This is a genomic window from Azonexus sp. IMCC34839, from assembly GCF_047047955.1.
Classification (GTDB): domain Bacteria; phylum Pseudomonadota; class Gammaproteobacteria; order Burkholderiales; family Rhodocyclaceae; genus Azonexus.
Window position 1 is genome coordinate 147,289 of the sequence record NZ_CP150631.1, and the last position, 22,240, is coordinate 169,528.

Below are 22,240 nucleotides of genomic sequence, written 5' to 3' on the forward strand. Positions count from 1 at the left end.
ACCATGACGGCTCTCGTGCCAACCCCACCGATGACTTCTGAAGCGATACTTGTCACTTTAAATGCCGAAGCGACCAATGAACGTCGCCGAGATACCCTGTTAAGACTAAAGGAGGCGTGTGACTATCTCACAAATAAAGATGCCGAGGTCAGACCCTCCGACATCCAGAGGGTAATTGAGAAGAAATTCGGCAAGGATGCAGGACCGAAGGCCCAATCAATTTCCAATGAACGAAAGCGCTCTCTGGGCATGTATCACTATATGGAGGCCCGTGAACGCGAACGCTTGGCGTCAAAGCCACCTCGAAAAGGGCGCATCCATGCTTGCAGAGAAAGCGCTACTTTACGAGCGATTGACCGCATTGACGATATGGACGTACGCTCATCAATGTTAGACATGTATGACCGCCTAGCAGTCGCAGAAAAAAGTTTAGAGCGCGCAAAAATGCTCTTGAAGACTCTACATCCCAGAGTTGACCTTGCAGAATTGCTGAAGGGAAATCCTCATCCCAATGCAATTAAAACTTCAGATTTTTCCATCTCAGCAGAATATATAAAAGCACTCCAGCGCTTGGTTAGCATACTTACTGATAACGAGAAAATGGCAAGTGTTGGTCTAATCTTTGATGGGCGAAGAATCAGACGCAAAACAGGCACTTGTGACGAGTTACTCGACCCCAAGACTTTGGATGGGGTAATAGCTCTATCAAGGCAGTTAATCAGCTAGGCAAGAAAAGTAAGCGACTTAGGCTCGTGCCGACGAAGCCGAACGAGCCAAGAAACACGCGAAGCAGGTTAGTTTCCATTAGCCGCTTGCCTGACCCGCTTGGCAAGCTCCGTCCAAATCGTCAATAAGCTTTTGTATTGGAATGCCAAGCGCCCTGCACCAGGTGCGCACCTCAACAACATCTAAGCGGCGCTCCCCTCGCTCACATTTGCTGACGAAGCTTTGAGTGACTCCTAGGATTGAGGCAATATCTTCTTGGGTTAGGCCGGTTTGTTGCCTGTTTCGACGAAGCAAATCGAGAAATAAGTTGTACTCACGCGAGTAGATGGACTTGTCCATTGGCGAACCTTGTTGAAGGGACGCCAAGAGATTGAAGTCTAATTTAGAATAGTCCAAAATCGACTATTCCCTGTTTAGGCAGGGCCACTACTACGTTAACTAAATGGGCGATATTGTCATGGGCCAACTTGGAAAAGGATTGGACGCATTACTATCCAAAGGTATCGAGAAGCACTCTTTTGCCGGCAAAAATCAATCCGAAGTGAAGCAGAAGGCCGTGGTTGAGCCAGAAAATTTGTCAGCAATGGACCTCGTTTATGCAGTGTATGCCGAGGACGGGGAACCTCTGGTGGGCAGCCCTACTGCTGGATTTGCATATTTCGATGAAAGCACGGATACATTGGTCGTCGTAAATGCTGATGCAAAAAAGGTAATGCATCTTTCGCTTGACAGCATTATGGCAAACGAAGCCATGGATGTTGCCAAAGGACTGGGGGCCAGTTTTATGATTTACGGTGGCGAGGTGGTTTGCAGCCTGAAAGGCATCTCTCAAGCGGGCAGCAGTTACCCCGAAGCAGCTATGAGAGCAATACTTGCGTCTTTGCGACTTGAGAAATCGGAGCGAGTTGACGAGGAGTGCACTCGCAAGTGATGTGCGATTTACCGCTGGCAAGCCGTAACCGATGGCAACGTCCAGTGGCTCTACAAAAACGATAAGGAGCACTTACAAGAGGTTTTGCCAGCAATTTGGAAACGCTGATTGAGGCATTTCCGCTAACATGTCGTGCGAATAGCATTCAACATAAAAAGAACGACATGAACCACCAAGCCTTATCCTCATTCATTTGGTCAGTTGCCGACCTCCTGCGCGGCGACTATAAGCAATCCGAGTACGGCAAGGTCATCCTGCCCTTCACCGTCCTCCGCCGCCTCGATTGCGTTCTGGAAGCCACCAAGCCCGCCGTACTGGCCGAGTTCGAGGCCAAGTTCAAAGCGGGGCTCAACCCCGACCCGTTCCTGCTACGCAAATCGGGGCAGAGCTTCTACAACATTTCGCCGCTCGACCTCGGCAAGCTGCTGGGCGACCAGGACCACATCCGAGAAAACCTTTACGCCTACATCCAGGGCTTTTCGCCTGCTGCGCGCGACATCTTTGAGCGCTTCGAATTCTTCACGCAGGTCGAACGCCTGGCCAAGGCAGGGCTCCTCTATCTGGTGACCGAGAAGTTCGCCAACATCGACCTGCACCCCGATGTGGTCGATAACGCACAGATGGGCCTGGTATTTGAGGAGTTGATTCGCAAGTTTGCCGAAATCTCCAACGAGACAGCAGGGGAGCATTTCACTCCGCGCGAAGTCATCCGACTGATGGTGAACCTGCTGTTCATCGAGGACGACGATGTGCTCACCTCGGGCAATGCCGTGGTGCGTACCCTATACGACCCGACAGCCGGCACGGGCGGCATGCTTTCAGTAGCTGGTGAATACCTGCTGGAACACAACCCAGCCGCCCGCCTGACCCTGTTCGGCCAGGAACTCAACGATGAGTCCTACGCCATCTGCAAGGCCGACATGCTCATCAAGGGCCAGGATGTGGCCAACATCGTGGTCGGCAATACCCTCTCCGACGATGGACATGGCGGCCGCAAGTTTGACTACATGTTGTCGAACCCGCCGTTCGGCGTCGAATGGAAGAAGGTCGAGAAGGAAGTTCGCAAGGAATACGAGCAGAAGGGCTTCGACGGCCGCTTCGGCCCCGGTCTTCCGCGGGTCTCGGACGGTTCCATGCTCTTCCTGCTACACCTCATCAGCAAGATGCGCCCGGCGGTCGATGGCGGCAGCCGCATCGGTATTGTTTTGAACGGCAGCCCATTGTTCACCGGTGGTGCAGGCAGTGGCGAGAGCGAGATTCGCCGCTACGTGTTGGAAAACGACCTGGTTGAAGCCATCATCGGCCTGCCCACCGACATGTTCTACAACACGGGCATCACCACCTACGTCTGGATTCTTTCCAACAAGAAACCGGCTGCCCGCAAAGGCAAGGTCCAGCTCATCGACGCCAGCGCCTACTGGCAGAAGATGCGCAAAAGCCTGGGCAGCAAGCGCAAGGAGATGAGCGATGAGCACATCGCCAAAGTTACCAAGCTGTTCGGTGAGTTCATCGAGGCCGAGGAGGATGGTAAACCCATCTCCCGCATCTTCAACAACGCCGACTTCGGCTACACCACCATCACCGTTGAACGTCCGTTGCGCGATGAGGCCGGGAAGGCCGTGCTCGGCACCAAGGGCAAGCAGAAGGGCAAACCGCAGCCGGATTCGGCGTTACGCGATACCGAGAACGTACCGCTCAACGAGGACATCGACGCCTACTTCGCCCGCGAAGTGCTGCCCCATGCGCCAGATGCCTGGATAGATACCGAGAAATCCAAGGTTGGCTACGAGATTCCCTTCAACCGCCATTTCTACGTCTTCACGCCGCCGCGCAGCCTGCATGAGATTGATGAAGAACTGAAGGCGGTCGCGGCCAACATCACCAAGATGCTGGAGGGGCTGGCGGAATGAGCTTGCCGAGGTATTCGGAGTACAAGGACAGCGGAGTCGCTTGGTTGAATTCAGTTCCAGTTGACTGGATGGTTCGGCGGCTTGGGTTTTTCTTCGAGGAGCGTAGAGAGAAAGTCAGTGACAAGGATTTTCCGGCCTTATCGGTAACGAAATCAGGAATCGTGCCGCAACTTGAAACAGCTGCAAAAACAGACGATGGCGATAACAGAAAAAAAGTCTGCGCAGGCGACTTTGTTATTAACAGCAGGTCAGACCGAAAAGGCTCTGCCGGAGCGTCGAGTCTCGACGGCTCAGTTTCACTTATCAACACTGTCTTGCGCCCCCTTGCCGGCATAGATATTGGGTTCGTCCATCACCTCCTACGCAGCATTCCGTTCCAGGAGGAGTTCTATCGCTATGGAAAAGGCATCGTCGCTGACCTTTGGAGTACCAACTACTCGGAGATGCGAAACATCGTGTTGGCACTGCCAAGCATCCCCGAGCAAACAGCCATCGCCACCTTCCTCGACCGCGAAACCGGGAAAATCGACGCCCTGATTGCCGAGCAGGAAAAGCTCCTCGCCCTGCTCGCTGAAAAGCGCCAGGCCACCATCTCCCATGCCGTCACCAAGGGCCTAAACCCGGATGCACCGATGAAGGATTCTGGCGTGGCTTGGCTGGGGGAGGTGCCTGGGCATTGGTTGGTTGGTAAGGCTGGCTTCTACATATCCGTACTGCCTGGGTACGCCTTTTCCTCCGCTGGCTTCTCTATTGACGAAAACAACGTCAAATTACTTCGGGGCATCAATGTCGGTGTCGGAGAACTCAGATGGGATGAGGTCGTGTATTGGTCCCGAACAGAGGATGATGGACTTGAGGCGTTTGAGCTCCACGAGGGAGACGTAGTCATCGGCATGGACAGACCGCTTATCAGCACTGGTATGCGGGTGGCGGTGGTTAAAAACCATGACCTTCCTTGCTTACTACTTCAGCGCGTAGCGAAAATTCAAGCCGGACCTTTAATTGATAGACGCTTCATCATGAGGCTTCTATGCTCTCGGGCGTTCGAGGCGCACTTTGCGCCAGATACCACTGGAGTGAGCGTTCCTCACATTAGTGGTGAACAGATTTTGAATTTCGTCATACCGGTTCCGCCTCAGGACGAGCAACAGCAAATCTGTGAATTCCTAGAATCAGAGTTAGCAAAACTCGACTCATTGAATTACGAATCCGAGCGCGCCATCGCCCTACTAAAGGAACGCCGCTCCGCCCTCATCGCAGCCGCCGTCACCGGCCAAATCGACGTGCGTGGCCTCGTCACCGAACCGGAGGCTGCGTGATGGCTGCACTGCACCAGGAAATTCACTTCGAGTCCGCCATCTGCACCCACCTCGGCCAGCATGGCTGGCTGTATGCCGATGGCGATGCCGCTTACTACGACCGCCAGAACGCCCTGTTCCTGCCCGACTTGTTGGCTTGGGTAGAAACCACCCAGCCGGATGCCTGGCAGTCGCTGACCAATACCCACGGCGCCAGCCTGCCCAAAGTGCTAGCCGAGCGGGTGCGCAAATGCTTGAACGAACAGGGCACGCTGGAAGTGCTGCGCCGGGGCGTCGAGATGGTCGGCCTTAAGAAGCCACTTTCCCTGGTGCAATTCAAGCCGGCTCTTGGCCTCAACCCGGCTATCCAGGCAGCCTACGAAGCCAACCGCTTGCGCGTAGTGCGTCAGGTGCATCACTCGCTCAACAACGCCAACGAGGCGGTAGACCTGGTGCTGTTCGTCAATGGCGTCGCCGTGGCCACGGCTGAACTCAAATCTGACTTCACCCAGAGTGTCGGCGATGCTGTCGACCAATACCGCTTCGACCGTCATCCGCAGCCCAAGGGCGGCCACGTTGAGCCACTGCTGGCCTTCCCCGGCGGCGCATTGGTGCATTTTGCCGTCAGTCAGTCGGAAGTGATGATGAGTACCAAGCTGGCCGGCACCAGCACCGTTTTCCTGCCCTTCAACCGGGGAAATGCGGGCGGCGCAGGCAATGCGCCCAATCCCTTCGGCTTCGCCACCCATTACCTGTGGGAGGAGGTTTGGCAGCGCGATAGCTGGCTGGAAATCCTCGGGCGCTATCTCATCGGTAAGCGCAACGACAAGAAGCAGCTCACCGGCCTCATCTTCCCCCGTTATCACCAGCTCGACGTCACCCGGAAGCTGGTAGCCGATGTGTTGGAGCAAGGCCCCGGCGAGCGTTACCTGATTCAGCATTCGGCGGGTTCCGGCAAGACCAACTCGATTGCCTGGTCCGCTCATTTCCTCGCCGACCTGCACGACGCAGCGCACCAGAAGGTTTTCGACAGCGTGCTGGTGGTCTCCGACCGCACCGTGCTCGATGCCCAATTGCAGGAAGCCATCTTCGACTTCCAGCGCACCACTGGCGTGGTGGCTACCATCACCGATGAGCATGGCAGCAAGAGTAGCCAGCTCGGCCAGGCGCTCAAGGATGGTAAGAAAATCATCGTCTGTACCATCCAGACCTTCCCGTTCGCGCTGGAAGCCGTGCAAAAGCTCGCTGCCACCGAAGGCAAGCGCTTCGCGGTCATTGCCGACGAAGCGCACAGCTCGCAGACCGGCGAAGCAGCCGCCAAGCTGAAACAACTGCTCTCAGCCGAAGAATTACAGGAACTCGCCGACGGCGGTGAGGTGGATACCGAAACCGTACTGGCTGCCCAGATGGCGGCCAAGGCCAGCCAGGAAAAGAACATCACCTACCTGGCCTTCACCGCCACCCCGAAGCAGAAAACACTGGAACTGTTCGGCCGCAAGAACGCCGACGGCCTGCCCGAGCCCTTCCATGTCTATTCCATGCGCCAGGCCATCGAGGAAGGTTTCATCCTCGACGTGCTGAAGAACTACACCACCTACAAGATGGCGTTCAAACTCGCCCACAACGGTGAGGAATACGACGAGCAGCAGGTCGAGAAATCGGAAGCCCTGAAGGGCATCATGCACTGGGTGCGCCTGCACCCGTACAACATCAGCCAGAAGGTGCAGACCGTTGTCGAGCACTTCCGCGAAAACGTACAGCCACTCCTGAACGGCCAGGCCAAGGCTATGGTGGTGGTCAGTAGCCGAAAGGAAGCGGTGCGTTGGCAAAAGGCCATCAGCGCCTACATCGCCAAGCAGCAATACAAGCTCGGCGTGCTGGTCGCCTTCTCAGGCGAAATCAACGACCCCGACAGCTATCCGGAACCAGTCAGCGAGCACAGCAAGCTGCTGAACCCCGGCCTCAAGGGCGACATCCGCGAAGCCTTCAAGGCACCGGACTATCACCTACTGTTAGTGGCCAACAAGTTCCAGACCGGTTTTGACCAGCCGCTGCTGTGCGGCATGTACGTCGACAAGCGCCTGGCCGGCATCCAGGCCGTGCAGACGCTGTCGCGCCTCAACCGCGCCCATCCCGGCAAGGACACCACCTACATCCTCGACTTCGTCAATGAACCGCAGGACGTCCTGGCCGCCTTCAAGACCTATTACGAGACCGCCGAACTCGAAGCCAATACCGACCCGCACCTGGTGCTCGACCTGCGGGCCAAGCTGGATGCCACGGGATACTACGACAGCTTCGAGGTCGACCGCGTGGCGGATGCCGAAACCAATCCGAAGGCCACCCAGGCTCAGCTCAGCGCTGCCATCGCCCCGGTCGCCGACCGGCTGCTGAAACGCTACAAGGCGGCACAGCACGACAAAGCGACAGCCGAAGCCAACCACGACGAAAAAGCCGCCCAGGCAGCCAAGGACACCATGGCCGCATTGACCCTTTTCAAGGGCGACATGGGGGCCTTCAACCGGCTGTATGCCTTCTTGTCGCAGATTTTCGACTACGGCAATACGGACATCGAGAAGCGCTATCTCTTCTTCAAGCGCCTCATTCCTTTGCTCGACTTCGGACGCGAGCGGGAAACGGTCGACCTGTCCAAGGTGACGCTGACCCATCACACCCTGAAGAACAAGGGGCAGCAGACCCTGGACCTGAAGCAGGGCGAGGCGCAAAAGCTGCCGCCGATGACCGAAACGGGCAGCGGAATGCTGCACGACAAGGAGAAGGCCTTCCTCGATGAAATCATCCAGAAGGTGAATGGCCTGTTCGAGGGGGAGCTCTCGGACAACGACCAACTGGTCTATGTGAATGGCGTGCTCAAGGGCAAGTTGCTGGAGAACGAAACCTTGGTGCAACAGGCTGCCAATAACACCAAGGAGCAGTTCGCCAATTCGCCAGACCTGTCGCAGGCCATCCTGCACGCCATCATGGACGCATTGGATGCGCATACAGCGATGAGCAGCCAAGCACTGAACTCACAGCGAATACAGGATGGGCTGAGGGATACGTTGCTGGGGCCTGCACAGCTTTATGAGGCGCTGCGGGCTAGAAGCCAACCTACGTTTGGTAGCCCACTGTAATTGGAATCGGGGCTAGGAAAAAACCTTTGTTGAATAGAGTACAGGGAGAACAAGCTTGAACTCCACGCATGAAACACTGACTTTGGCCGGTGCGAAACCGAAAAAGGAAAAACGCTTTCTCGCGGAGGGGCGTTACCTGATTTCAGGCAGCGCCCGCTCCGGCGGCATTGCTTCTGTCTATCGTGCTCTTGATACAGAACAGGAGAAGCATGTCGCTCTTAAGGTATTTCGTCCTGCAAACGGGACAGACCCGATTGTTGAGGAGTCCTTCAGGCGCGAAACGCAGGCTCTTTCGGACCTAAAGCATCCGAATATTGTCCAGATATTCGATTCGGGCTTCGATGAAGACTCTGACGAACATTACATTGCTATGGAGTGGGTCGATGACGACTTAGAAAGCGTTATCAGTCGCAGCAGGTTTGAAAGCTGGGATACTTTTTTCAACAAAGTAGGGAGACAGGTTCTTGAGGCGCTGGCGTTTGCTCACTCTCACCGGACTGTTCATCGGGACATCAAGCCGTCCAACATACTTGTCACGGCAGAGGGGGTAGTCAAAGTATGTGACTTTGGCATCTCAAAAATCCGAAACTTCTTGGAGCCGGGCGTCACCCTTGCACATTTTGCATCCTTCCCTTTCGCACCACCGGAAATTGATGATGGAAGCTACAGCTATAGTCGGGATGTATTTGGATTCGTGGCTTTAGCCGTAGCAGCACTCTCTGCCGCAAAAATCGAAACCCACAGAAGTCTCGTTTCTGAGCTCGAGCAGCTCAAGGTTGATGAGCCACTGAAGCGTTTGCTGCGCCGTGCGTTATCAATTGAGAACCCCGCAGAGCGCCAGGTGAATGCAGCTGTACTGCTTGCAGAGTTGGATAGGCTTGTGCCACCTCAGCCCTGTGCAAAGAAGGGAAAAATTCTTATCGGGATTACTAAGAAGGTTAAGCAGATTTTCGAGTATGACCTTGCGCTGAAATCTGACAGTGAGGTTCAAAAATTTGTTGAAAATGACTTGGCATCTGCATCTTATGTGCATGAGCCAGGAGAACCCCGTCCGGGACCAGATGGTTCTCCTCCTCTCGGCAAGACAATACGACTTCTTGGCAGCCGCTACGGCTACATCGCCATCATGGCTCCGCCGGTTGGAGACAAACTACTTCTAGTTTCTGCGCTCGAGCAATCCTCTTCCGAGGCTGAGCGCAATAGGGAAGAAGCTGCAATCTCCGAGTACGAGTTTTGCCTATCAGGGGTTTTGCCGAACGTATCTAGTGGACACATTGCCAAGCTTCAAGATGAACTATCGATGTTTGGCGCAGACCAAAAAGCAGCTCGCGTAGAAAAGCAGAAGCAGGCGATTTATCGTACTTGGCTTGATTTGCTGAGTGCGAAGACAGAACTAGAGCGTCAACGAAAACGTCGTTTTAGCTATTCGGATTACGAGGTATCGGCAGGTGTAATTCGCTTTTCTTTAGCCTTATCGTCAGATGCGATGGCTCTGGCTGACCAAGATGTCCAAGTGGACATTGGAGCTGGCGATACTTTTTCCGGGACTGTTGTTTCTGTCGGTGATGCAAATGTGTTGGTTCAGCCAGGAGAACGTAACCGAGTAGAAGCCGGTGCCTTGCCCAAACAAGGTGTCCTTGTAATTGATACATCAAAGGCTGATGTAGCACTGGACCGCCAAAAAACCGCAATCGATGCTGTCCGATACGGCCGAGCAGTAAATCCTCTTCTCGGTGATTACATTGTGGCACCAGAGGAGGTGCCGGTTCCTATCCCGACCGAAGTTAATTTCATTCAGTCCGCGATGGACGAGAACAAGCGAGATGCAGTGCTGACAGCAATGTCGGAGGCTCCCTTGATGCTTGTCCAGGGACCACCAGGAGCGGGCAAGACAACTTTTATTACCGAGGTTGTTCTTCAGACTTTGCGCAGGAACCCGAATGCGCGGGTTCTCTTGACTTCGCAAACACACGTTGCCTTGGACAACTCACTGGAGCGGATTCTCAAAGAGAGCAACCAAGAGGTTCGAGCAATCCGCATCGGGCACGAGAGCGACGAGCGTATTGCAGAAAAAACGAAAGCACTGTTGATTGACCGCAAGTTGCCGGCAATGCGTAAGAATGCGTTGGCTAAGGGCAAGGAGTTCATTGAAAACTGGGCACAGGCGAGTGGTGTCGACCTTAATAGCACGCGTATGGCAATGGCGCTGGAGAGGCATGCGGGCCTCAGGGAGCGTTTGGAGGTAGTTCAAAGTCAGATTTCGGACATTGAGCAAACATTAAATAAAGACAAGAAATCCTTGGAGGCGGATGTCCGGGCAGACATCGAGGAACTCCAATCAGAGTTGATTCGAGAACAGGACGCTCTGGAAAAGGACTTGAAAGAGTCGTTGAGCGAATTAAGGAAGCATGAGGCTGACAAGGATGCTCTTGCGCACTTTGCCGAGTGTAGCGCCTCAGAATTGAGGTCATGGGCTAACAGCTACGTCGCAGATTCAAAACAGGTAAGCCAGCTTCGAAAACTGCTTGCCGTGCACTCCGAATGGGAAGTGCGCTTTGGGCGTAGTCCCCAATTTAAAGCAGCATTGGTGACACAATCGCAGGTAGTCGCAGGTACGTGTCTTGGTGTGATGTCTGTTCCAGGCAGGAACGAAATTACCTACGATTTGTGTATCGTTGACGAGGCCTCAATTGCAACTCCAACAGAGGTTCTTGTGCCGATGGCACGGGCAAGAAGAACCATCCTCGTTGGCGACGACAAACAGCTCTCACCTTTTCAGGACCCGGAATTGCAGACGTCCGGGATACTTCAGCGGTTTTCTTTGAGTGTTGCCGACCAGAAAGCGACATTATTCAATCACCTCCGCGATGGATTACCAAAGGAGCTGAAGAAAGCCCTTTCGATGCAGCATCGCATGCTGCCTGCTATCGGTAATCTGATTTCTGCTTGTTTCTATGATTCAGAACTCAAGAGCGCAGACCGCACTCCTCTTGGCTGGCTAGACAGGACGCTCCCTCGCCCGGTGACCTGGTTTTCAACGAGCCAGTGTGTCGGCAAGGCCTCCAAACCAGCAGGAACTTCGCAGTGGAATGGCCTGGAGGTCAAATTGATTTCCGATTTGCTTGGCCGCATTGATTTCGAAATGCGCCATGGCAAGGCGAAAGGAAAGCAAATGTCTGTCGCGGTCTTAACCGGATATGGCGAACAACGTGTGCGCTTACATGCTGCAATTCAAAACAAACGGCACGACTGGAAGGCTTTTTCGGAAATTTATGTAAATGTGGTCGATGCATTCCAGGGGCGAGAAGCCGATATTCTCATTTTCTCGGTTACGCGCTCAGATGTTCGTGGACTTGGCTTTTTGAAGGAAATGGAACGCATCAACGTTGCGCTGTCCCGTGGCAAGGAATATTTGGTGATTGTGGGTGACCATCAGTTCTGCCAAGAGGCTGAGGGACGCCAAAATCCTCTAAAGAAAGTAATTGAATACATCCAAGGAAATCCTCAGGACTGCGTACTGGAAGAGGTGAGCCAATGATTCTTGAACAGGTTCTCGAGGAGGCAGCCTACGCCCGCCCGGGATATTCACTTGTTTCCTTTAAGGAAGCAGCTCTCCCAAACTATCTTCTTACCACCAGACTGCTGACACTGGAGAAGAAAAACTTGGGGCCGATTGAGGAAGCCTGTCTTGGTGCAATTGATGCAGGTTTGGGAGACCCAGAGGATATTTCATCTTTCTTGGGGCTTCCGCGAGTGGTCCTGAATAGTGTTTTGGCCGGGCTTAACACAACCGAGTGCATTAACTACTCACGCCCTACCGAATTGGTCGATGCTGCGGTTACTTTGACCGAAAAAGGTAAGAGTACGTTAGGGTCGATGAAAGAAGTTGTCCCCCAGGAAAGTGTCGTTAAATTCTTCTTTGACCCGTATCTACGCAAGATTCGTCTTGTTCCGACTGAGTCGTTGTATAAGCCCCGAGAAATAAAAGAAAAGGGTTGGTTTGAAGTGCCGCTTTGTGGTGCCAAGCGTCCTGAGGTCGAAGATGTTCCGCTCGGGGACATCGACAAGGTCCTGCAACGGTTGAGCCGCAAAGACGGTGGAAGTAGAGAGTTGCTCGCGGCTCGTCGAATTGAGCGTCGCGAGATGCATTTCTTACCCTGCATCCTACTCTTTTACCGCTCCCAAACAGGCGATGAAATTCAAGTGGCCTTCTATCTTGAAGAAGGTTTTTCACTGGAACATGAGAATGCGTTCCGCGAACTTGGCGGACCAGAACAAGCTGGAGCCAAACATGCCCTTGCTCCCCCTGAAATTCCCCAGCTTGAAGACTTAGTTGCTGGAGTTAGTGAGCAAGAGAAGGTCGCGGAATTGCTAACGATTGAACGGGAGGTCGCGACCCAGATTGCAGTTGAAAGTAGTGGTGGTGCTCCAGCAAGCGCAAACCTACCTGAAATGGGGTTGGTGACCGAGGCTGTTGCGCAGTCAGCTGCTATTGCTCGTTTACGTTCGATGACCCAGCGATGCATCAGGATGCATGAGCACCCAAAACTTCTCAGAAAGGCACTTACAGAAACAACGGAGCGACTGCTTATCGTGTCACCGTGGATTACGCACCATGTGGTTAACAGCATGTTTGTGATGTCGTTGGAGGCACTGCTGCGGAACGGCGTAGAGGTAATGATTGGCTACGGCCTTGCAGATGAAGAGGGCGCAAGGGGTACGGACAAAGCAAAACAGAAACCCACGATTACTTTCGCAGCGGAACGAGAACTGTCAGGTATCCAGAAGAAATTCGATAACTTCAAACTGGTGTTTTTGGGAAACACGCACCGAAAGCTTCTTGTGTCCGATGATAAGTTTGCCGTTGTTACGAGCTTTAACTGGTTATCGTTTAGTGGAGACCCAAGTAAAAAGCCACGTGATGAATTTGGCTTTCTAGTCACAGAGCCTGATGGTGTAGAGGGCATTTTCCAGGATGGATTGGAACTGCTCTCGAAGGGATACCACGGTCCGGCGTCAGGAAAGCCACCCAGTTCTAAAAAGGCTTGAGCTTCATGCCTAATAAATAAGATATATAAATGAGCGCCGAGACCTTTTTCGAGTTTTATCGCAAGTTGTCTTCTGCGGAGACTGAGCCTTCAGAGTATCAAACAGTTTTTGACCAATTGGCGCTACTTTGTCGAGACAGGCAACAAAATGGCTCGACACCAGACGAATGGCTCCGTGATGTAGACCATTGCCTTCACCAAATTGCGGAATCTTCGCACCTATTTGCGGAAGCCGTATCGAGTTGGTTGACCACTAACGAGGACATTAAGTTAGGGAAGGCTCTTGCCGAAAAGGCCAGTGTTAAGCACCTGCGACAGTCCGCTGTTACAGGCTACGACCTCTCGAAAATCGAAGAAGGACGGGCAATCTTGACTGGTTGCCGCCTATGCGCGTCCTATGTAACACCTGCGGTGACGCTTGGTTGGGCGCTGAGTTTGGCTACCGCATATCCCAATTCGAAAAAAGCGGCCGAAGCGGTTAACCATCTTCTTAGTTACCACATTGATGAGTTTCCTTGGACTACGCAGCGTTTACTGGCATCTGAGGAGTCGGCATTTAAATCCTTAAGTCAGGTAATCGAAGCTCTTGCAACTCTCAATGAGCAGCAGAGTTGGCTTGAAGCATTACCAAGGCTTCGTGAATTATCGATGACTCAAGAGATGCGGCTTACTTTGTCTAGTCTCAAACGAAGAGAGAGCCGAAGCATCCATCGTCACGCAAAAGAAAAGTCCGTTTTCAGCCAGCTTTTTGCCACACAACATTTCAAGTATGCCAACAAGACGGCAATTGAGTTTGCTGTTGATAACCAAACACATGAGACGACCCTAGAGATGTCGCCTTACAGCGTGTCAGCGGAACTGCCTGTGTCCGAATATATCGACCCAGAATTGGGCTTAGCTCGCCGACGAGCCCTGTGGCGAGGAGAATTTCGATGAGCATCCAACTCATTCTTTCTCACTATCTTGCTGGGTTACGGGAAAGAGATGAACTAGACGCGCTCTTGCCCGAACTGCTTCGGGAGATGGGGCACTCCGTCCTAAGTCGTCCGCAGATTGGGGTAGGGCAAGCAGGAGTGGACATTGTTTCTACAATGGACAATGACCAAGGGGTCAAAGAGGTCTTTCTATTTGTTATCAAATTCGGTGATGTTGGCCGTGCAGACCTCTATAGTGGCACCCAAGCAGTCGACCCTTCTGTACGGGAAGCGTGCAACGTTTTTGTTAGAAATCGCTTGCCGGAACCCCTCAGGGGATTGAAGAAACGAATTGTGCTTGTATCGAATGGCCTCTTAAAACAAGAGGCCCAAGATGGATTTTCGGCCCTTACACATGATGTGGCTGAGCGTCATCTGTGCTCTCTCGAGTTTTGGGGAACTGACCAACTAACGCCCCTCATTGAAAAGCACCTATTCGATGACAGTTTGCTACTGGCGAGTGGAAAATCTGACCTTCGTGCAGCCCTTGCGGGCTTGGAGGAGTCGGACACCGCCATCCACCGATTCATTCGTTTTGTAAGTTCGTGCTTCAATTCCTCTGAAACAGACGGCGCGCAGAGCACGACAACTCGTAAAAAGCATTTTCTTAAGCGTTGTGCCTCTGCATCGATGGGGTGGGCAGTCTTGCTTGTTTGGGGGCAAAGTGAAGGGAACCAGAAGCCAGGCGTCGTTGCTGGCGAATACCTGGCTCTCCGGATGTGGGCCGAAGCGGTTAAATCCGGGTTTAGCGCAGACCAAGCATTTAACGAGAGATTTACAGCGATAATTCATTTACTAGTGAGGGCATTGCTCGATTATTTCGAGAAAGTCATGCCCCAATTGCTTAGCAGACGAGCTCTATTGGCTTACCGCCCGGACCGTCTCTTCTACACTGAGTTGGTGTTCGAGGAGGTCGGTAGGCTATCTGTATTGCTACTTCTACTTCAGCGCTTCCCAGACCAAGATGAGCTTCGCTCCGAAATTCATGACTTGCTAGTAACGCTGGTTAACGAACATACAGGTTGTCGACTACCGGTATACGATGGGCAGACCATCGACTTAACGCTCTTGATGGCTGCGCTTATGGGGGAGTCAAGCCAGCAGAGTGCAAAGCGTCTCGTGTCCGAAGTTACTGCTCGCTTCTACCGAGCTCTGCGCTCATCTCGCTACCTTCCTGTTGATACAGACCTGCTTGAGGATGCAGTAGCGGTGAATGTCACCGGAGCGGCTGAAGCACGAGATTTTTTCGAGACATCAACCTTGGTTCCCGCTTTGGCCACCATCGCTGCGTTTCTCGATGATGAACAGACCTTGAAACACTTGCGAGATGACGCTAAGCCTCTCCTAGAGGGAGTAACCCTTGAAAGATGGTTCCCCGAAGTTGCCTTGGAGACTCTGACCGGCTCGAAGAAGTCCGTTCAGGATGTCGGGGTATCAAGAGCTCTTTCAGGAATCCGAGGTAGTGCCTCGGAGGAAGTAGAGGCCTCGCTAAACCCGGTGGATGGTACCGACCCAATGGCGTTCAAATGGCATGGCACTCCTTGGTCAGTTCTCGTTGCATTGTCGTCGCGGATTCATCGACATCCTGTGCCAACTTGGTTCCTCGCTGAACAGGTTCAACTAGGTCAGCAACGCTAGGAGATGCGGGAAACTTCTTAGTATTCGGCGTCGAATGTTGAGAATAATAATATTTCTGACAACTAGAGCCTGGAACTCGCAGCGTACAAGGTCCCTCCCTTTGGGACTGCGGCCAGCACATCTCTAAAGGCCTACACCTGTTGTGAGCGGCACAATAGAGGATACGCTAAGCGTGTTATAGAAACATCAGTGTCCCATCGGAACTCTGCCGTGCGCGCGTAAATGCATTCTGCATAGAGTATCCACAGTCCCTAAGTGCCGGAGAGGTTTTGAATTAGTAACCTTCTGAGTTTTGATACTCGTCACATCATATTGATTTCTTGTGAATAGTATCTGCTTTAGGGGCGTGGCTATTGCCGTTCTGCCCGCCGGCGCCTTGGGCGCGGATGGCGGTGATCTCGATTTCGTCGGGCGGGATGGCGATGTGCGGGTGCATGCGGCGCGCTTCTCAGCCTGTCCGGGCGTAGCGGGTCAGGCGCACGTCGGCGGTCAGCGCCAGTTCGATCAATGCGGCCAGCCGGGCCTTGCCTTCGGCACTGGCGCGGAAGAGGTGGGGTGTCATGGCGAGCAGATCGGCGATCGGCTCCTGGCCGTGCAGGGTGAAGCCGAAGCGCAGGCTTTCGCTGTCGATGGGCTGGAAGCCGGCCGGCGTGTCGAGCTTGGCTGGACGTTCCGCTTTCAGCGTCGGGTAGATGATGGCGCGCAATTCGGCCAGGTGCTCAGGGCCGGCGTCGACCTGGATCAGCTGGCCGCCGGGGCGCAGTACGCGGGCGAATTCCACATAGACCGGAAAACCGAACAGGCACAGCAGGCGGTCGAGCCTGCCGTCGAGCACCGGTAGCCGGGCGTTGCTGCCGACCACCCAGGTCGGTCGCTTGTCCTGCTTGGCGGCGGCGAGCACTGCCCATTTCGAGATGTCGAGGCCGAGCACAGTCAGCGATTGCCCCTGTTGCTCGGCGATCGCTGCCAGGCGGCGCAGGTAGTAGCCTTCGCCGCTGCCGGCATCGAGGCAGGCGGCGTTTTCGGTCAGCCCGTCGAGCGTTAGTCGGCTGACTGCGTCGGCAATCGGCTGGTAATGGCCGGCGTTGAGAAAGCGGCGGCGGGCGGCGACCATTTCCTTGCTGTCGCCGGGATCGCGCGAGCGTTTCAACTGCACCGGCAACAGGTTGGCGTAGCCCTGGCTGGCGATGTCGAAGCAATGGCCGTTGCCGCAGCGCCAGCTCATGCCTTCGCGAACGAGCGGCGCGTTGTCGAGCGGGCAGGCGAGGGCGGAGAAGGCGGTGACGGGCATGGGGTTCTCTCGAGTTTGTCATCCCCGCGCAGGCGGGGATTCAGTATCTGGAGTTTCCTGGATTCCCGCTTTCGCGGGAATGACTTCTTCCTTCTCAGGCCGCCCGCTTGAGTTCGGCGGCGGCTTCTTCGCGCACGCGCTTGGCTTCGTCGAGCAGGTAGCGCTGGTAGTCTTCGAGGTCGCCATCGTAGGGCGCGACGCCGCCCTTGGAGACCAGCCAGAATTCGTCGCACACCGAGCGCAGCAGGGCGCGGTCGTGGCTGACCAGCATGACGGTGCCTTCGAATTCGTTGAGCGCCACGGCCAGCGCCTCGCGGGTGGCGAGGTCGAGGTGGTTGGTCGGCTCGTCCATCAGCAGCAGGTTGGGGCGCTGCCAGACCAGCATGCACAGCACCAGGCGTGCCTTTTCGCCGCCGCTCATGGTGCCGACCGCTTGCTTGACCATGTCGCCACTGAAATTGAAGGTGCCGAGGAAATTGCGCAGCTCCTGCTCCCGGCCGGGCAGGTTGCGGATGCCGGCGGCCAGCGCTTCCTTGGCCAGGCGGGTCATGTGTTCGAGCGGCGTGTCCTGCGGCCGTAGCACGTCGAGTTCCTGCTGCGCGAAGTAGCCGATGTTGAGGCCCTTGCCGACGGTGACTTCGCCGCTGATCGCCTTCAGGTCGTTGGCGATGGTCTTGACCAGCGTGGACTTGCCCTGGCCGTTGGCGCCGAGGATGCCGATGCGCTGGCCGGCCATGACGGAACGGTTGATGCCGCGCACGATGACGGTCGGCGGCGTGCCGGCCGGGGCGTCGTCCGGCGGTGGGTAGCCGATGACGGTATCGACCATCGACAGCATCGGGTTGGGCAGGTTTTGCGGTTCCTGGAATTCGAAGCTGAATTCGGCCTCGGCCAGCACCGGCGCGATCTTTTCCATGCGGTCGAGCGCCTTGACCCGGCTCTGCGCCTGCTTGGCCTTGCTGGCCTTGGCCTTGAAGCGGTCGATGAAGGACTGCAGGTGGGCGATCTTCTCGGCCTGGCGGGCGGCGGTGGCCTGTTGCAGCACGATCTGCTCGGCGCGCATGTCCTCGAACTTGCTGTAGTTGCCGCCGTAGCGGACCAGTTTGGCGTTGTCGATGTGCAGCGTGACGCCGGTGATGGCGTCGAGGAATTCGCGGTCGTGGCTGATCATGACCAGCGTGCCCTGATAGCGCTTGAGCCAGGCTTCGAGCCAGACGAGGGCGTCCAAGTCCAGGTGGTTGGTCGGTTCGTCGAGCAGCAGGATGTCGGACGGACACATCAGGGCGCGCGCCAGCTGCAGGCGCATGCGCCAGCCGCCGGAGAAACTGTTGACCGGGTTGTGCAGCTCGCTAACCTTGAAGCCGAGGCCGAGGATCAGCGACTGAGCGCGCGCTTCGGCATCGTGTTCGCCGGCATCGTTCAAGGCCATGTAGGCCTCGGCCATGCGCATGCCGTCGTCGCTGGCTTCGGCGTCATGCACTTCGTTGCGGGCGGCGAGCAGCTTGGTGTCGCCGTCGATGACGAAGTCGGTGGCCGATTGCTCGGTTTCCGGCATGTCCTGCGCCACCTGGCCCATGTGCCACGTCTTCGGAATCGAATAATCGCCACCGTCCTCGTGCAGGGTGCCGTTGAGCAGGGCGAACAGGGTCGATTTGCCGGCACCGTTGCGGCCGACGAGGCCGACCTTCTCACCGGGGTTGATGGTGACGGAGGCCTTGTCCAGCAGCACCTTCGAGCTGCGGCGCAGGGTGACGTTCTTCAGGATGATCATGGAGGCTTTCTGTGGGCGGGGAAGTCGGACAAGGTCCGAGCGCGTCGGGTGCCCGGTTGGGGGCGCGTATTTTACCTGAGCGATCCGCCTAGTTTTCTTCGGCGATGTCTTTCCGTCGCTTGCCGCGCACGAAGTTGAGGCGACTGCTGCGGTGCACCCGACAAATTGGCAATTTTTCGCAACAGTCATGCGGTGGTGTGAAAAATGCTTGTCACGCAGCTAGTGTGCAATTCAACGGAAGTTACTGGGATAACAACACCAATTCGGTGAATCGACTGGCCTGTCGGCCACTTTCTGGTGCATCGATAGGTTTCGGGGAATGCAGGGAATGTTGCGAAGACTCTCAGGTTTCGTCGGGCGGCTGTCGGTAGCCAAGAAGCTGCTGCTGATCTATCTGCTCGACCTGAGCGCGATCATCTTCATCACCAATATCCTGATCGACGAGAAGTACATCTCGATCAATTTCGCCCGCAAGGAAATCCAGGGCCTGCACTATATCGGCCGTATCCGCGAGGCGCTGGTCGATCTGGCCCAGCCGGAAATGGCGCAACGCATTACCCGGCATATCGAGAGCATCGAACACGCCGAGTCCGAATTCGGCTCGGATATGGATAGCCAGGAGTTGAACCGGCAGTTCATCGCCGCACTGCGCGATCTGGCGACCCATGACACCCCGTCACAAACCAATTCCGTGCTGGGGGCCGGGCGCAATTTGCTGGCGCGGGTGGGCGATCAATCCAACCTGATTCTCGATCCCGACCTCGACAGCTATTACGCCATGTCGCTGGTCGTGCTGCGTTTTCCTGAATTGCTCGACCTGCTGATGCAGTTGCCGGAAAGCGTGCCGGCCGGGAGCAAGGAGGTCAATGTCGAATTGCTGTTGCTGGAAGGCAAGCTGACCGCGCTGGCCGATGCCATCGATTCCGATTTTCAGGCGGCCTATGCCGGCAATTCGAGCGGCGAGTTGTCGCGGCATCTGGAAGCCGACCGGCGCCAGCTGCAGCAGATCCTCGGCGGCGTCCTGATCAACCTGCGCGAAATCGGTGACGGCAAGGCTTCTGCCGGGCTGGGCAATTTGCGCGGGCTGGCCTTGAAGCAGACGGCGCAGACCTGGGACAAGGCAGCACAGCAACTCGACGCCTTGCTCGATGCCCGGCTGAATCTCTTCTTCAAGCGCATGTGGGAACACCTGGGGACAGCGGCGCTGTTGCTGCTGGTCATCCTCTTCCTGGTCTTCTACGTGGCGCGCAAGATCGCCCAGCCGCTCGGCGATCTCGCCGGCGTGGTCGAGAAGGTCAGCGTCAGCAACGACTACAGCCTGCGTGCGAAATGGGATAGCCACGACGAAATCGGCCAGCTGGTGCGCGGCTTCAACCACATGCTGGAGCGCCTCGATTACGAGCGCGTACTGGAGCAGAAACTGGCGACGCAGGCGGCGGCGGCCGAGGCGCAGCTCGACCTGCTCGGCGCCATCGCCTTGCCCATGCTGGTGACTTCCATTCCCGATCATCGCGTCCTCCACGCCAACAAGCAGGTCCGGCCCTGGCTGGGCGAGTGCTCGGTCGATCCCTGGCGGACGGCCATCGACTCGCGGACGCGCGGCCGTTTTTTCCAGAAGCTGGCCGACGAGGGCGCCGTCGATGGTTTCGAGGTGCGCTGGCGCGGCACGAAACAGGATAGCTGGGCCTTGCTCTCCGCCCGCCGACTGCATTACCAGGGCGTCGATTCGGTGCTGACCACGATCACGCCGATCGACCAGCAAAAGCGCATGGAAAGTCGCCTGCAACTGTGGGCCAAGGTGTTCGAGGCGACGTCCGAAGGCATCATGGTGGTCGATTCCGGGCAGCGCATCGTCAGTGCCAATGCCGCACTGGTGCGGGCCAGCGGCTATCACGCCGACGAATTGCTGGGACGGGCGCCGGAAATCCTGCGGTCCGACCGCCACGATGCGCATTTCTACGATCATATCGACCAGTCAGTCCGCATCAAGGGCGCCTGGAAGGGCGAGTTCTGGCTCAAGCGCAAGAATGGCAGCGTGGTGCCGCAGTGGATGGTGATCAACACCGTGCGCGACGATGCCGGCGTGCCGGTTTACACCATCACCATCTTCACCGACATCAGCGAGCGCAAGGAGCAGGAGGAGAAGATCGAGCACCTGGCGCACCACGATGCCCTGACCGGCCTGCCCAACCGCCTGCTGTTCCAGGAGCGCCTGCGCCTGACGGTGGAGCAGGCCGAGCGCCTGGGCAGCGAAGTGGCGGTGCTGTTCATCGATCTCGACCGGTTCAAGACCATCAACGATTCGCTTGGTCATCACGTTGGCGACGGGCTTCTGCAATCGGTGGCCGAGCGCCTGCAACGGGCGATCCGGAGTGGCGATACGGTGAGCCGCCTGGGGGGCGACGAGTTCGTCATCATCCTGAACGGCATCGAGTCCGCCGACGAAGTGGCGCACATCATCGAGGATCGGTTGATTCCGCTGATCCGCGAGCCGCATCGCGTCGATGGCGTCGATCTCTACGTGTCGTGCAGTGTCGGCGTCGCCATCTTCCCGGGCGACGGACGCGACCTCGACGAGCTGATGCGCCATGCCGACACGGCGATGTACATGGCCAAGAGTAGCGGCCGCGACAGCTTCCAGTTCTTCACGCGGGAAATGAACGAGCAGGCGCAGGAGCGTCTGCACATCGAGCACAAGTTGAGGCACGCTCTGGAGCGCGACGAGTTCGAGCTGCATTTCCAGCCGCTGCTGGATGTCGATGGTCGCCATATCCTCGGCGCCGAGGCGCTGATCCGCTGGCGTCATCCGGAACTCGGCCTGATGCCGCCCGGCCGTTTCATTCCGATTGCCGAAGAAACCGGGCTGATCGTTCCCATCGGCGAATGGGTGCTGGAGCAGGCTTGTCGCCGCCAGGTCGCCTGGCAGCACGCCGGTTTGGGCGAGTTGTTTGTCGCCGTCAATATCTCGGCAGCGATGTTCCGCCAGGAAGGCTTCCTCGAGATGGTGCACAGCGTCCTGCGCCAGACCGGCATCAAGCCCTCGCGCCTGGAGCTGGAACTGACCGAAAGCATCCTGATGGACGATGCCGACGCCAATATCCGGGTCATGAACGGCTTGAAGGCCATCGGCGTACGCCTGGCGGTGGACGATTTCGGCACTGGCTATTCCAGCCTCAATTACCTGAACCGGTTCCCGCTCGACAAGCTGAAAGTGGACCGCTCCTTCGTTTCCGACATGCTGGACGACCCGACCAATCTGGCCATCACCAAGGCCATCATCGGTCTCGGTCATACGCTGGGCCTGCGCGTCACGGCGGAGGGCGTCGAGCATCTGGAAGAGTTGGGCATCCTGCAGGCGAGCGGTTGCGACGAGGTTCAGGGCTTCTATTTCTCGCAGCCGCTCCCCGAGCCGGCGTTTACCCGTTGGGCCGAGGAAAGGTCGGTGCGCGGCACGGAATTCAGCTTGTCGTAAACGAGACAAGCCTGGATTGCTTCAAGCGACTGATTCTTATGGTGAAA

At 56.1% G+C, this 22,240-nt stretch carries 14 protein-coding genes; 10 read left to right on the plus strand and 4 right to left on the minus strand.

Annotated elements, in window-relative coordinates; genetic code table 11:
* Positions 1-3 precede the first annotated feature (3 nt).
* A complete protein-coding gene (locus WIF35_RS00790) occupies positions 4-726 on the plus strand; it encodes a hypothetical protein (RefSeq protein ID WP_412479661.1) in 723 nt (240 codons plus the stop codon).
* 78 nt (positions 727-804) lie between these two features.
* Here the strand turns inward: WIF35_RS00790 and WIF35_RS00795 are convergent, their stop codons facing one another.
* Complete coding sequence (locus WIF35_RS00795) at positions 805-1,065, minus strand: helix-turn-helix domain-containing protein (RefSeq protein WP_412479662.1); 261 nt, start codon at positions 1,063-1,065, stop codon at positions 805-807.
* 103 nt (positions 1,066-1,168) lie between these two features.
* Here WIF35_RS00795 and WIF35_RS00800 point away from each other — a divergent pair, with 103 nt between their 5' ends.
* From WIF35_RS00800 to WIF35_RS00835, 8 genes are all read left to right on the plus strand, one after another.
* Positions 1,169-1,657 (plus strand): hypothetical protein, encoded by a 489-nt coding sequence (locus WIF35_RS00800; RefSeq protein WP_412479663.1) that lies wholly within the window; start codon positions 1,169-1,171, stop codon positions 1,655-1,657.
* Positions 1,658-1,821: 164 nt separating this feature from the next.
* Entirely contained in the window at positions 1,822-3,567 is a 1,746-nt protein-coding gene (locus WIF35_RS00805) for a type I restriction-modification system subunit M (protein WP_412479664.1), read from the plus strand.
* Positions 3,564-4,886 (plus strand): restriction endonuclease subunit S, encoded by a 1,323-nt coding sequence (locus tag WIF35_RS00810; protein ID WP_412479665.1) that lies wholly within the window; start codon positions 3,564-3,566, stop codon positions 4,884-4,886. Before WIF35_RS00805 ends, WIF35_RS00810 begins: the two co-directional genes overlap by 4 nt.
* Complete coding sequence (locus tag WIF35_RS00815; RefSeq protein ID WP_412479666.1) at positions 4,886-7,999, plus strand: type I restriction endonuclease subunit R; 3,114 nt, start codon at positions 4,886-4,888, stop codon at positions 7,997-7,999. The genes WIF35_RS00810 and WIF35_RS00815 overlap by 1 nt, the downstream gene beginning before the upstream one ends.
* A gap of 55 nt (positions 8,000-8,054) precedes the next feature.
* Positions 8,055-11,537, plus strand: coding sequence for an AAA domain-containing protein (locus WIF35_RS00820; protein WP_412479667.1), 3,483 nt, complete (start codon positions 8,055-8,057; stop codon positions 11,535-11,537).
* Positions 11,534-13,048, plus strand: a complete 1,515-nt coding sequence (locus WIF35_RS00825; RefSeq protein WP_412479668.1) for a hypothetical protein — start codon at positions 11,534-11,536, stop codon at positions 13,046-13,048. The genes WIF35_RS00820 and WIF35_RS00825 overlap by 4 nt, the downstream gene beginning before the upstream one ends.
* A gap of 29 nt (positions 13,049-13,077) precedes the next feature.
* Positions 13,078-13,983 (plus strand): hypothetical protein, encoded by a 906-nt coding sequence (locus WIF35_RS00830; RefSeq protein ID WP_412479669.1) that lies wholly within the window; start codon positions 13,078-13,080, stop codon positions 13,981-13,983.
* Complete coding sequence (locus WIF35_RS00835; protein ID WP_412479670.1) at positions 13,980-15,659, plus strand: hypothetical protein; 1,680 nt, start codon at positions 13,980-13,982, stop codon at positions 15,657-15,659. The genes WIF35_RS00830 and WIF35_RS00835 overlap by 4 nt, the downstream gene beginning before the upstream one ends.
* A gap of 307 nt (positions 15,660-15,966) precedes the next feature.
* Here WIF35_RS00835 and WIF35_RS00840 read toward each other — a convergent pair whose 3' ends face one another.
* From WIF35_RS00840 to WIF35_RS00850, 3 genes are all read right to left on the minus strand, one after another.
* A complete protein-coding gene (locus tag WIF35_RS00840; protein ID WP_412479671.1) occupies positions 15,967-16,095 on the minus strand; it encodes a hypothetical protein in 129 nt (42 codons plus the stop codon).
* Between the two features lie 12 nt (positions 16,096-16,107).
* Entirely contained in the window at positions 16,108-16,950 is an 843-nt protein-coding gene (locus WIF35_RS00845; RefSeq protein WP_412479672.1) for a putative RNA methyltransferase, read from the minus strand.
* A gap of 94 nt (positions 16,951-17,044) precedes the next feature.
* Positions 17,045-18,721, minus strand: coding sequence for an ABC-F family ATP-binding cassette domain-containing protein (locus tag WIF35_RS00850; protein WP_412479673.1), 1,677 nt, complete (start codon positions 18,719-18,721; stop codon positions 17,045-17,047).
* A gap of 328 nt (positions 18,722-19,049) precedes the next feature.
* Between WIF35_RS00850 and WIF35_RS00855 the strand changes: the two genes are divergently transcribed.
* Complete coding sequence (locus tag WIF35_RS00855) at positions 19,050-22,193, plus strand: EAL domain-containing protein (RefSeq protein WP_412479674.1); 3,144 nt, start codon at positions 19,050-19,052, stop codon at positions 22,191-22,193.
* Positions 22,194-22,240 lie beyond the last annotated feature (47 nt).

Coding starts and splice junctions, on each gene's coding strand:
- WIF35_RS00825 (WP_412479668.1), top strand. CDS start 11,534: ATGATTCTTGAACAGGTTCTCGAGGAGGCAGCCTACGCCCGCCCGGGA.
- WIF35_RS00815 (WP_412479666.1), top strand. CDS start 4,886: ATGGCTGCACTGCACCAGGAAATTCACTTCGAGTCCGCCATCTGCACC.
- WIF35_RS00830 (WP_412479669.1), top strand. CDS start 13,078: ATGAGCGCCGAGACCTTTTTCGAGTTTTATCGCAAGTTGTCTTCTGCG.
- WIF35_RS00800 (WP_412479663.1), top strand. CDS start 1,169: ATGGGCGATATTGTCATGGGCCAACTTGGAAAAGGATTGGACGCATTA.
- WIF35_RS00845 (WP_412479672.1), bottom strand. CDS start 16,950: ATGCCCGTCACCGCCTTCTCCGCCCTCGCCTGCCCGCTCGACAACGCG.
- WIF35_RS00855 (WP_412479674.1), top strand. CDS start 19,050: ATGTTGCGAAGACTCTCAGGTTTCGTCGGGCGGCTGTCGGTAGCCAAG.
- WIF35_RS00835 (WP_412479670.1), top strand. CDS start 13,980: ATGAGCATCCAACTCATTCTTTCTCACTATCTTGCTGGGTTACGGGAA.
- WIF35_RS00850 (WP_412479673.1), bottom strand. CDS start 18,721: ATGATCATCCTGAAGAACGTCACCCTGCGCCGCAGCTCGAAGGTGCTG.
- WIF35_RS00810 (WP_412479665.1), top strand. CDS start 3,564: ATGAGCTTGCCGAGGTATTCGGAGTACAAGGACAGCGGAGTCGCTTGG.
- WIF35_RS00840 (WP_412479671.1), bottom strand. CDS start 16,095: ATGCACCCGCACATCGCCATCCCGCCCGACGAAATCGAGATCACCGCC.
- WIF35_RS00795 (WP_412479662.1), bottom strand. CDS start 1,065: ATGGACAAGTCCATCTACTCGCGTGAGTACAACTTATTTCTCGATTTG.
- WIF35_RS00790 (WP_412479661.1), top strand. CDS start 4: ATGACGGCTCTCGTGCCAACCCCACCGATGACTTCTGAAGCGATACTT.
- WIF35_RS00805 (WP_412479664.1), top strand. CDS start 1,822: ATGAACCACCAAGCCTTATCCTCATTCATTTGGTCAGTTGCCGACCTC.